8 protein-coding genes are annotated in these 10,588 nt (G+C 72.1%); 2 read left to right on the top strand and 6 right to left on the bottom strand.

All coding sequences use genetic code 11. From position 1 onward, the window contains the following. Positions 1 to 11: 11 nt before the first annotated feature. The 4 genes from ACYBYQ_RS19570 to ACYBYQ_RS19555 form a co-directional block, all read right to left on the bottom strand. Entirely contained in the window at positions 12 to 815 is an 804-nt protein-coding gene (locus ACYBYQ_RS19570) for a transglutaminase family protein (protein ID WP_459616086.1), read from the bottom strand. Positions 816 to 853: 38 nt separating this feature from the next. Beyond that, positions 854 to 1,816: an alpha-E domain-containing protein gene (locus ACYBYQ_RS19565; RefSeq protein ID WP_459616085.1), complete on the bottom strand. Its 963-nt coding sequence runs from the start codon at positions 1,814 to 1,816 to the stop codon at positions 854 to 856. A gap of 48 nt (positions 1,817 to 1,864) precedes the next feature. Further along, positions 1,865 to 3,298, bottom strand: coding sequence for a circularly permuted type 2 ATP-grasp protein (locus tag ACYBYQ_RS19560; RefSeq protein ID WP_459616084.1), 1,434 nt, complete (start codon positions 3,296 to 3,298; stop codon positions 1,865 to 1,867). Between the two features lie 205 nt (positions 3,299 to 3,503). Next, complete coding sequence (locus ACYBYQ_RS19555) at positions 3,504 to 4,169, bottom strand: 5-formyltetrahydrofolate cyclo-ligase (protein ID WP_459616083.1); 666 nt, start codon at positions 4,167 to 4,169, stop codon at positions 3,504 to 3,506. Between the two features lie 31 nt (positions 4,170 to 4,200). Here ACYBYQ_RS19555 and ACYBYQ_RS19550 point away from each other — a divergent pair, with 31 nt between their 5' ends. Together ACYBYQ_RS19550 and ACYBYQ_RS19545 are read left to right on the top strand one after the other, a co-directional pair. Beyond that, positions 4,201 to 6,312, top strand: a complete 2,112-nt coding sequence (locus ACYBYQ_RS19550) for a lytic transglycosylase domain-containing protein (protein WP_459616082.1) — start codon at positions 4,201 to 4,203, stop codon at positions 6,310 to 6,312. Next, on the top strand, positions 6,309 to 7,409 hold the full coding sequence (locus ACYBYQ_RS19545; protein WP_459616081.1) for a tRNA nucleotidyltransferase/poly(A) polymerase-related protein: 1,101 nt from the start codon (positions 6,309 to 6,311) through the stop codon (positions 7,407 to 7,409). The genes ACYBYQ_RS19550 and ACYBYQ_RS19545 overlap by 4 nt, the downstream gene beginning before the upstream one ends. Positions 7,410 to 7,497: 88 nt before the next feature. Here ACYBYQ_RS19545 and ACYBYQ_RS19540 read toward each other — a convergent pair whose 3' ends face one another. Both ACYBYQ_RS19540 and ACYBYQ_RS19535 read right to left on the bottom strand, forming a co-directional pair. Continuing rightward, entirely contained in the window at positions 7,498 to 8,688 is a 1,191-nt protein-coding gene (locus ACYBYQ_RS19540; protein ID WP_459616080.1) for a class I SAM-dependent methyltransferase, read from the bottom strand. Between the two features lie 57 nt (positions 8,689 to 8,745). Beyond that, positions 8,746 to 10,473 carry a DEAD/DEAH box helicase gene (locus ACYBYQ_RS19535; protein WP_459616079.1) on the bottom strand — a complete coding sequence of 576 codons (1,728 nt, stop codon included), beginning with the start codon at positions 10,471 to 10,473 and terminating at the stop codon, positions 8,746 to 8,748. Between the last annotated feature and the right edge of the window lie 115 nt (positions 10,474 to 10,588).

Below are 10,588 nucleotides of genomic sequence, written 5' to 3'. Positions count from 1 at the left end.
CGGATGCGCCGCTACTGCTGGCGGGCCACCTGCACCTGCACCGAGACGCTCATGGATTCCTCGCCTCCGCCATTGCGCACGCCGCGCACGGGGGAGGCGGAGTCGTAGTCGCGCGCCACCGCCAGGCGGCAGTGTCCGTCGGAGGCGAACTCCCGGTTGGTGATGTCGATGCTCGTCCAGCCGTGGCCCTCGAGCCAGGCGTCGGCCCAGGCATGGCTGGCGGCCGCATCTCCGCCGGTGTAGTAGTAGCCGCTGACGTAGCGGGCCGGCACGCCCAGCCCGCGCGCGCAGGCCAGGAACAGGTGGACGTGGTCCTGGCATACGCCGTGGCCCAGCGCCAGCACCTGGCCGGCCGCCGTGGTGACGTCGGTCACGCCCGGCTCATAGGCCACGCGCGCGCAGATGGCGTTGGCCAGCGAGAGGAGGTCCTGGGGCGCGCGCAGCCCGTCGGGCACGGTCTCGCGGCACAGCTCGGCGATGGCGTCGTCGCTGCGCGTGAGGGGAGTGGGCACGCAGTAGGCATGCACCGGCAGGCGGCTTTCCTCGCCGAGCACCCGGCCGTACGCCAGCGGGTCGATCTCGATCTGGCCGGTGACGCGGATCTCGATCTCGCTGTGCGGGCGGTTCAGGGTGAGGGTGTGGGTGACGTTGCCGTAGGCGTCGACCTGTTCGGCCAGCGGCCCCGGGGCGTCGATGTGCCAGCGCAGCGCGCGCTGGTGGTCGTCGGCACGCGGCGTGAGGCGCAGCGTCTGGATGGAATAGGAAACCGGCGCGGTGTAGCGGTAGCGGGTGATGTGCTTGATCAGGTGCTTCATGCGTCGCTCCGTGGCGGGCCCTTGTGTTGTCGACAGCGCTAGGCGGACAGCGGCACCAGGAAGTCCTGGCTGATGCGGTTGCCCAGGTCGTTGATGCGCGCCAGGAAGCGCTCGAGGAAGCGGTGCAGCCCGCCACGCAGGATGTCCTCGACGCGGCCGTACTCCAGCTCGGCGCGCAGCATGCCGGCGCGCCGCTCGGTTTCGGCGGAGCGGCCGTTGGCCACGCGCGCCAGGTCCTCGGCCACCGCGCGCACGGAGGCCAGCAGCGAGCGCGGCATGTCGCCATGCAGGATCATCAGCTCGGCGACGCGGTCGGGCGCGATGACATCGCGGTATACCTTGCGGTAGATTTCCAGGCCCGACACCGAACTCAGCAGCGCCGACCAGCGGTAGTACTCGCTGTAAAGCCCGCTGGCCGGCGCGGCGGTGCTGGGCCGTCCGGCCTCCTGTTCGTGGAACTTCACGTCCAGCATGCGGGCGGTGTTGTCGGCGCGCTCGAGGTGCATGCCGATGCGCAGGAAGTACAGCGCCTCGTCTTCGAGCATGGTGCCGATGGTGACGCCGCGCGCCAGGTGCGAACGGAACTTCACCCATTCGAAGAACTCGCCCGGATTGCGTTCCGGCAGGCCCGCGTCGAGGTGGCGCAGCAGGTCCAGCCAGGTGGTGTTGTAGGTTTCCCAGACCTCGGTGGTGAGGCTGCCGCGCACCGCCCTGGCGTTTTCGCGCGCCCCGCGCAGGCACGAATAGATGGAAGACGGATTGTCGGCCTCGCGCACCATGTAGCGCATCACGTCGTGCGGCGTGACCACCGGGTAGCGGGCGTCGTAGCCGCCCTGCAGCTCGGAGATGCGCAGCACGGCGCGCCAGGAGCTCTCCAGCGTGTAGGCGTCCTGGGGCAGCAGCGACATCTGCAGGTTGACGTCCAGCATGCGCGCGGTGTTCTCGGCGCGCTCGATGTGGCGGCACATCCAGAACAGGTTGTCGGCGGTGCGGCTCAGCATGTCGGCCTCCTCGGGGCGGCGGGCGCCGCGGGCGTGGCGTTCGTCATCCTATTCCTCCAGTACCCAGGTGTCCTTGGTGCCGCCGCCCTGGCTGCTGTTGACCACCAGCGAGCCCTCGGCCAGCGCCACGCGGCACAGTCCGCCCGGCACGGTGCGGATGCCCTTGCCGCACAGCACGTAGGGCCGCAGGTCCACATGGCGCGGCGCCACGCCCGACTGCACGTAGGTGGGCACCGTGGACAGGGCCAGCGTGGGCTGGGCGATGTAGTTGGCCGGGTTGGCCCGCACCCGCAGCTTGAAGTCCTCGATCTGGGCGCGCGTGGACGAGGGCCCCACCAGCATGCCGTAGCCGCCGGCGCCGTGCACCTCCTTGACCACCAGCTCGTGCATGTTCGCCAGCACATGTGACAATTCATCGGGCTTGGCGCACTGCCAGGTGGGGACGTTCGACAGGATGGGCTCCTCCTTGAGATAGAAGCGGATCATGTCGGGCACGTACAGGTAGGTGGATTTGTCGTCGGCGATGCCGGTGCCGATGGCATTGGCCAGCGTGATGCGGCCGGCGCGGTACACCGAGAGCAGGCCCGGCACGCCCAGCACCGAGTCGGCCCGGAACGACAGCGGGTCGAGGAAGTCGTCGTCGATGCGGCGGTAGATCACGTCCACCCGCCGGGGGCCGCGCGTGGTGCGCATGTAGACGGTGTTCTGCTCCACGAAGAGATCCTGGCCCTCGACCAGTTCCACGCCCATCTGCTGCGCGAGGAACGCGTGCTCGAAATAGGCCGAGTTGTACATGCCCGGCGTGAGCACCACCACGGTGGGGTCGTCGATGCTGCGCGGGGCCACCTCGCGCAGGTTGTCCAGCAGCAGGTCGGGGTAGTGCGCCACGGGCTCCACCTTGAGCCGGCCGAAGATGTCGGGCATGAGCCGCATGGACATCTTGCGGTTCTCCAGCATGTACGACACGCCCGAGGGCACGCGCAGGTTGTCCTCGAGCACGTAGAACTCGCCCTGGCCGGCGCGCACGATGTCCACGCCGGCGATGTGGCAGTAGATGTCCTCGGCCACGTCGATGTCCTGCATCTCGGGGCGGTACTGCGCGTTCAGGAACACCTGGGCGGCCGGCACGATGCCGGCCCGCACGATCTCGTGGCCGTGGTAGATGTCGTGGATGAACATGTTCAGCGCGCGCACGCGCTGTTTCAGGCCGGCGTCGATGCGCCGCCACTCGTCGGCGGGGATGATGCGCGGGATGAGGTCGAAGGGAATCAGGCGTTCGGTGCCGGCGGCGTCGCCGGCCACCGAGAAAGTGATGCCCACCCGCCGGAAGCTGAGGTCGGCCTCGATCTGGCGCGCCGCCATGATGTCGGCGGACTGGCGCGCCAGCCATTCGGCATAGGCCTGGTAGTGGGGGCGCACATTGCCCTGGCCGTCCAGCATTTCGTCATGGGCCGCAACGGAGCGGGGTGCAGCGTCGTGCATGGATCCTCCTGCTTCGGGTTGCGCGGCCTGCCGCCGGCACCCCGGGGCCTTGGCGGCCTGGCTGGTGTGGTGCCTATTATGCAAGCAACGCGCATGCCAGGCATGAATCGCATTGCGGCGCACAGCAGTGGTGCATCGCCGGCCGTGGCGCATGCCTGCATCTGCACCGCCATGGCACGCCTGGCGTCAGGACGGTGCGCGATGCTCAGCGCAGGATGAACCGCCGCGAGGGGGCGGCCGGGCCCGAGGGCGCTGCGTCCAGCGGCGCTGCCGGCACCCAGCCTTCGGGCGTGAGCACCGCGTCGAGCCGCACGTCGTGCGGCGCCGGGCGGTAGTCCGGGGGCAGCAGGCCTTCGGCCCAGGCGATGCCGATCGCGACGGGGCGGTGGCCGGCCGCCGCCAGGGCGGCGAGCGTGCGGTCGTAGTAGCCGCCGCCGTAGCCCAGGCGGTCGGCTTCCCCGGTGTAGCCCAGCGTGGGCACCAGCACGACGTCGGGCACGCAGGGCTCGCCCGAGCGCGGTTCCTGGATGCCGTGGCGGCCGGCTTCCAGCGCCATGCCCGGTTCCCAGGCGTGGAAGGCGAGCGGTTCGCCGGGCGCCTGCATGCGCGGCAGGCAGACGCGTATGCCGTTGCCGGCCCATTGCTCCAGCAGGGGGCGCAGGTCGGGCTCGTGATCCATGGGCCAGAACGCCGCCACGCTGAGGGGGTTGCCGCCCAGCTGCGCGCGGGCGGCATTGAGCCAGCTGAACAGGCGTCCGCGCATCAGCAGCGCGCCGCGCGCGCGGTCGCGCTCGGGGATGCCGGCGCGGGCCTGCCGCAATCGCGCGCGTAGCGCGACTGCGTTATCCTGTGCGGTATTTTGGATTGCCATGCAGTCAGGGGTGAAGGGCAGCGGGATGGTCATGCAGCGGGATCTAGAACCACGACGTTATCAGAAATCCGCCGCCACGGCCGGCGCCCTGCGGCGTTGGCTGCCGGCGCTGGCCCTCGTGGCCACCGCCTGCGCTCCCGTCGACGCCCAGCAGCGCGCCGCGGCGAACGGCGCGCCCGCCGTCGCCAGGCCGGACCAGGCCAGCCCTGTGATTGCCGTGCCGCGCGCCGTGCTGGCCGGGCTGCCGCCCTCGCCCGACGGCCCTGCGCGCCAGGCCGTGGTGGCCGCGCGCGAAGCCATGCGGGCCAAGCAGTGGTCGGTGCTGGGCGCCGCCCTGCCGCAGGCCGCAGGCGATCCGCTGCAGCCCTACGCCGAATACTGGCTGCTGCGCTACCAGCTCTGGAACCCGCCGGGCGGGCAGCGCCCCACCGCGGCGGTGCAGCGCTTCCTCGACGCCCATGCCGGCACCTACCTGGCAGACCGCCTGCGCGGCGACGCCATCATGGTGGCCGTGCGCAGCGGCGACTTCGAAGGCGCCCGCGACCTCGGCGAGCCCCAGACCGGCAGCGCCCAGCTGGGCTGCGCCCGCCTCGAGGCGCGGCACATGACCGGCCAGCGGGCCCGCGCCCAGGAGGCCCTGGACGTCTTCCAGCCCGGCACCTCGTGCTGGCAGCTCTACGACCAGCTGGTGGCCGACGGCGTGCTCGGCTGGGACGAGATCCTGCCGCAGCTGCGCGACGCGATCGAAGTCGACCGCACCGCGGATGCGCGCAAGCTCGCAGCCTACATCTTCGAGCCGGCCGACCAGAAGGCGTTCGCCGCCCTGCTGAAGGATCCGATGAAGTGGCTGGTGCGGCAGAGCAAATCGCCCGTGGGCCGCAACGAAAAAGAGCTGGTCACCATTGCGCTGGCCCGGCTGGCGCGCGCCGACATGGACGTGGGCGACGCCTATCTGCGGCGCGAATGGGCCCCGCACCTGCCCAAGGCCCACGTGGCCTGGATCCGCAGCCAGTTCGCGCTGATCGCCGCGCTGAACCATGACGGCCGGGCGCACGAGTGGTACCGCGAGGCGGGCTCGGTACGCCTCACCGAATACAACCATGCGTGGCGCGTGCGCGCCGCGCTGCGCGAGTCGCCCATCGACTGGCCCTGGGTGATCGCCTCCATCGAGGAGATGCCCACGTCGCAGCAGGCCGAGGCGGTGTGGGTGTACTGGAAGGCCCGCGGCCATGCGGCCCTGGGCCGCACCGACACGGCCCGGCAGGGCTACGAGCGCATCGCGGGCAAGTTCGAGTTCTATGGCCAGCTCGCCGCCGAGGAGCTGGGCCGGCCTGTCGGCGTGCCGCCCATGGCTGCGCCCGTCACCGACGCCGAGATGGCCGAGGCCCGCGCCAACCCCGGCCTGCAGCGCGCGGTGGAGCTGTTCCGCCTGGGCTGGCGGCCCGAGGCGGTGCCCGAGTGGAATTTCGCGCTGCGCGGCATGTCCGACCGGCAGCTGCTGGCCGCCGCCGAACTGGCGCGGGCCGAGGGCATCTACGACCGCGTCGTCAACACGTCCGAGCTCACCCGGAACGAATTCGACTTCACCCAGCGCTACATCGCGCCCTTCGAGGGGCGGGTCAGCGCCAAGGCCCGCGCCATCGGGCTGGATCCTGCCTGGGTATACGGCCTGATCCGCCAGGAGTCGCGCTTCGTCACGGAGGCCCGTTCGCACGTCGGCGCCTCCGGGCTCATGCAGCTGATGCCGGCCACGGCCAAGTACGTGGCGCGCAAGATCGGCATGGCCGACTTCAAGCCTTCGAGCGTGCACGATTTCGACGTCAACACCGAGCTCGGCACCCAGTACCTGAACATGGTGCTGCAGGGCCTGGACGGCTCGCAGGTGCTGGCCAGCGCCGGCTACAACGCCGGCCCGGGGCGTCCGCGCAACTGGCGCGCCTCGCTCAGCCATCCGGTCGAGGGCGCGATCTTCGCGGAAACCATTCCGTTCACCGAGACGCGGCTGTACGTCAAGCACGTGCTGGCCAACGCCACGTACTACGCGGCGCTGTTCAGCGGCCAGCCGCAATCCCTCAAGGCCCGCCTGGGCCGGATCGTGCCGCCGCAGGCCATGGCGGCCAATACGGGCCCGGGCCGGCCGTGACGCGACACGCCGACCCGGCCATCGACGGACTGCAGGTGTACGTCGTGGGCGGCGCGGTGCGCGACGCCATGCTGGGCCTGCCCGCCGGCGACCGCGACTGGGTGGTGGTGGGCGCCACGCCCGAAGACATGACCCGGCGCGGCTTCGTGCCCGTGGGCGGCGATTTCCCCGTGTTCCTGCACCCGCGCACCAAGGAGGAATACGCGCTGGCCCGCACCGAGCGCAAGTCGGGGCGCGGCTACCAGGGCTTCACCTTCTACACCGGGCGCGACGTCACCCTCGAGCAGGACCTGTGCCGGCGCGACCTCACCGTCAACGCCATGGCGCGCACGCCCGAAGGCCAGCTGGTGGACCCGCTGGGCGGCGAGGCCGACCTGCGCGCGCGCGTGCTGCGCCACGTGGGCGAGGCCTTCGTCGAGGACCCGGTGCGGGTGCTGCGGCTGGCGCGCTTTGCGGCGCGCTTCGGCGATTTCACGGTGGCGCCCGAGACGCTGGCGCTGTGCCGCCACATGGCCGAGGAAGGCGAGGTGGACGCGCTGGTGGCCGAACGGGTCTGGAAGGAGGTGTCGCGCGGGCTGATGGCCGATACGCCTTCGCGCATGCTCGAAGTTCTGGACGAGGCCGGGGCGCTGGCGCGCATCCTGCCCGAACTGCGCGATCCGCGTGCCACCGGCGCCGAGCTCGACCGGGCCGCCGGGGCCGGGCTGGCGCTGCCGGGCCGCTATGCGCTGCTGTGCCGCCGCGCGCCTGCGCGCGACGAGCTGGCACGGCGCCTGCGCGTGCCTTCCGAGTGCGCCGATCATGCGCGCCTGCTGCCCGTCCTGCTGGAGGCCCTGCCGCACGCCGCCGACGCCGAAGGCTGGCTGGACGTGCTGGAGCGCTGCGACGCGCTGCGCAAGCCCGAGCGCTACATGGCGCTGCTGGCCGCCGCGGCGGTGCTGGTTCCGGTGGACACCGCACGCTGGCAGGCGCGCGTGCAGGCGGTGCGGGGTGTGGATGCCGGCGCCGTGGCGCGGGCCTGCGGCGGCGATCCGGCGCGCATCAAGCCGGCGCTGCGCGCGGCGCGCCTGCAGGCGCTGGCCGCAGCGGATACCTAGAGTCCTGTCAACGCTGAATCGCCGTACGCGCCGCGGTCCAAAAGGGAGCAGGGGGCGCAGGTCCGGAGCGCAGCCGTTTCGGCGCGGGCTACAGCGCCCCGCGCCGGTCGCCGCGCGCAAAGCCGGCCAGCGGCCCGTCGATGCCGCGGCCCACGGCCAGCACCTTGAATAGTTCGCCCATTTCCGCCTCCGACAGCAGCGTCTGCACGGGCCCGGCCAGGCGGGCATAGCCGGCCGCGTCGGCAGGGTCGAGCCGGGCCAGCAGTTCCAGCAGGCCGGCATTCACCAGGAAGCGCGCCTGCGAGGTATACCCCAGGACGTCCAGCCCGCCGGCGAGGGCGGCGTCGGCCATGGCGGTGAAGTCCACGTGCGCCGTGATGTCCTGCAGGCCCGGCGCCGCGAAAGGATCGGCGTGCGCGTGGTGGCGCAGGTGGCACATCAGCGTGCCGCCCGCCCGCTGCGGATGGTAGTACTCGTGGCGGGGAAAGCCGTAGTCGAGCAACAGCGCCGCGCCGCGGCTCAGCCAGCGGCCCAGCTCGCGCATCCAGGCCTCGGCACGCAGGTTCAGCTCCGAGGCGTACCCGGGCAGGGGCGGCATGCGCGCCGCCACCGCCTGCGCCAGCGCCGGCCGCGCCGGCCGGTCTGACCAGGCGAAGTCCCCGCTGTCTGCCAGCGTCACGCCGCGCTCCATCACCTGTGCCGTGTCGCTCCATGCGAAGAGCGCGGCGGGCATGGCGTCCAGCACCTCGTTGGCAAGCACGCAGCCCTCGAAGGACTCGGGCAGCGCGTCCAGCCACTGCACGCGGCTGCCGTAGGGCGCGAGCCGCGCCTGCTGGCGCTGCCGCAGGTCGGCCGAGACTTCGACGATGAAATAGCGGGCAGCCAGGCCGAGATCCTGCAGGCCGGCCAGCACGCCCTCCGCAAGCGCGCCGGTGCCGGCGCCGAATTCCAGCACGGCATCGGTGCCGGTATCGTTCAGCACCTGGTGCACCTGTTGCGCCACGGTGCGTGCGAACAGCGGCGAGAGTTCCGGCGCGGTGACGAAATCGCCCGCGGGCAGAGCGTGCCCGGGCGCGCCGGGGCTGGCGCCCAGCTTGGCGGCGCCCGCGGTGTAATAGCCCAGGCCCGGCGCGTACAGCGCCTGCTCCATCCACGATTCGAACGGCAGCCAGCCCCCGGCGGCACGCACGGCCTCGCGCAGATGCGCGGCCATGCACGCGCTGTGGGCGCTGGCGTGTTCGTCGAGGGGGGGCAGAGAGGAAGCGGCGGTGCGTTGCATGGCCGCTATTTTCCCACGAGCGGGGAAGGCTCCCCGCCGGGGCGGGGAGCAGGGCGATCAGCCGCGGCGAGCGGCCGGCTTGCCCTGGCGCGCAGCGCCGTCGCGCTTGGCATACGGCTTGGCGTAGGAGGCGCCGAAGGGCTTGCTGCCGGCCGGACGGGCATGCGACTTGCCGGCGGGCTGGCCGTAGGGGCGGTCCTGCGGCTTGCGGGCCTCGCCATGGCGGGGCGCGTACTCGCCGGCAGGGCGCGGGGCGCGTTCGGCAGCATGCCAGCCGCCTTCGCGGGGTGCGCGTTCGGCGTGGGCCGGACGCTCATGGCCCGGGCGGGCGGGGCGCTCCGCAGGGCTGCGCTCGCCGCGCAGGGCCTGGTCGCGCTCGGCGCGCCAGTCGCCGCGCGGCGCGCGGCGGGCCCATTCGCCGCCGACCGGACGGGCAGGGCCCGCCTCGGCGCTGCGGTCCACGAAACCGCGCGCCGGCCGCGAATCGGTCGTGGGAGCGGCGGTCTCATGGCGCGGACCGGCATAGCCGCCCTCGCGCTTCTCGTAGGGCCTGCCCGCGGGCCGGGCGAACGGCTTGCCCTGGGGCTTGCCATAAGGCTTGCCGCCCGGCTTGCCGTGGCGCGCCGGCGCACCGGCACGCGGCGCCTGGCGCGGTTCCAGGCCGGGGATGACCTCGGCCGTCAGCGACTGGCCGATGTAGTGCTCGATGCGGCGCACCTTGTGGCGCTCGGCATGCGTGGCCAGCGTGTAGGCCAGGCCGTCGCGCCCGGCGCGGCCAGTGCGGCCGATGCGGTGCACGTAGTCTTCGGCCTGCATGGGCAGGTCGAAATTGACCGCATGGCTGATGCCTTGCACGTCAATGCCGCGCGCCGCCACGTCGGTGGCCACCAGCACGCGGACCTGGCCGCGCTGGAGCTGGGTCAGGGTGCGCGTGCGCTGGCGCTGGTTCATGTCGCCGTGCAGCGCGGCTGCCGCGAAGCCGCGGTCGGCCAGCGTGTCGGCCAGGCTGTCGGCCCCGCGCTTGGTGGCGGTGAAGATGATGGCCTGGTCCAGGCGGGCATCCCGCAGCACGTGGTCCAGCAGCGCCATCTTGTGCGCGGCGTCGTCCGCGTACAGCAGGCTCTGCGTGATGTTGGTGTGCTTCTGGCGATGGCCGGACACTTCGATGCGCTGCGGGTCGCGCATCATGCGCGCGGCCAGGCGCGCCACCGTGCCGTCGAGCGTGGCCGAGAACAGCAGCGTCTGGCGTTCGGCGGGCAGGCGGCCCACGATGGTCTCGATGTCTTCGATGAAGCCCATGTCGAGCATGCGATCGGCTTCGTCGAGCACCAGCGTGTGCACCTGGCCCAGCTTGACGCGGCCGGCCTGCAGGTGGTCGATCAGGCGGCCGGGCGTGGCCACCAGCACGTCGACGCGGCGCGACAGCGCCTTCAGCTGCGCGCCGTAGGGCATGCCGCCCACCACGGTGGCGGTGCGCAGGCCCGGCAGATTGCGGCCATACGATTGCGTGGCCTCGGCGACCTGCAGCGCCAGTTCGCGCGTGGGGGCCAGCACCAGCACCTGCACGCCCACGCCGCCCTGGCCCGATTCCCGGGCAATGCGGTGCAGGGCGGGCAGCATGAAGGCCGCGGTCTTGCCGCTGCCCGTCTGCGAAGAGACCATCAGGTCGTGGCCGGCCAGCGCCTGCGGGATCGCGGCGGCCTGGACCGAAGTGGGCGTGGAGAAACCGGTCTCTTCGAGAGCGGACAACAGGGTGGGCGCAAGACCCATTTCAGCGAAAGACATTCGCGCTTCCTCGCCGTGCATGACGGCATGTGCGCTTGGCCGGGCCAAAGAAAGTGGGGCCGGGATCCAGGCAGCGGTTGATGGAGCATCGTGCCGACCGAATCAACCGTGCGCG

This window comes from Bordetella sp. 2513F2 (assembly GCF_054642735.1).
The sequence above is the reverse complement of the archived record's forward strand: the minus strand, read 5'-3'. Positions and strand labels throughout refer to the sequence as shown.

Excerpts from the sequence above, each read along its gene's own strand:
- ACYBYQ_RS19570 (WP_459616086.1), bottom strand. The coding sequence starts at position 815 with ATGAAGCACCTGATCAAGCACATCACCCGCTACCGCTACACCGCGCCG.
- ACYBYQ_RS19565 (WP_459616085.1), bottom strand. The coding sequence starts at position 1,816 with ATGCTGAGCCGCACCGCCGACAACCTGTTCTGGATGTGCCGCCACATC.
- ACYBYQ_RS19560 (WP_459616084.1), bottom strand. The coding sequence starts at position 3,298 with ATGCACGACGCTGCACCCCGCTCCGTTGCGGCCCATGACGAAATGCTG.
- ACYBYQ_RS19555 (WP_459616083.1), bottom strand. The coding sequence starts at position 4,169 with ATGGCAATCCAAAATACCGCACAGGATAACGCAGTCGCGCTACGCGCG.
- ACYBYQ_RS19550 (WP_459616082.1), top strand. The coding sequence starts at position 4,201 with ATGCAGCGGGATCTAGAACCACGACGTTATCAGAAATCCGCCGCCACG.
- ACYBYQ_RS19540 (WP_459616080.1), bottom strand. The coding sequence starts at position 8,688 with ATGCAACGCACCGCCGCTTCCTCTCTGCCCCCCCTCGACGAACACGCC.
- ACYBYQ_RS19535 (WP_459616079.1), bottom strand. The coding sequence starts at position 10,473 with ATGTCTTTCGCTGAAATGGGTCTTGCGCCCACCCTGTTGTCCGCTCTC.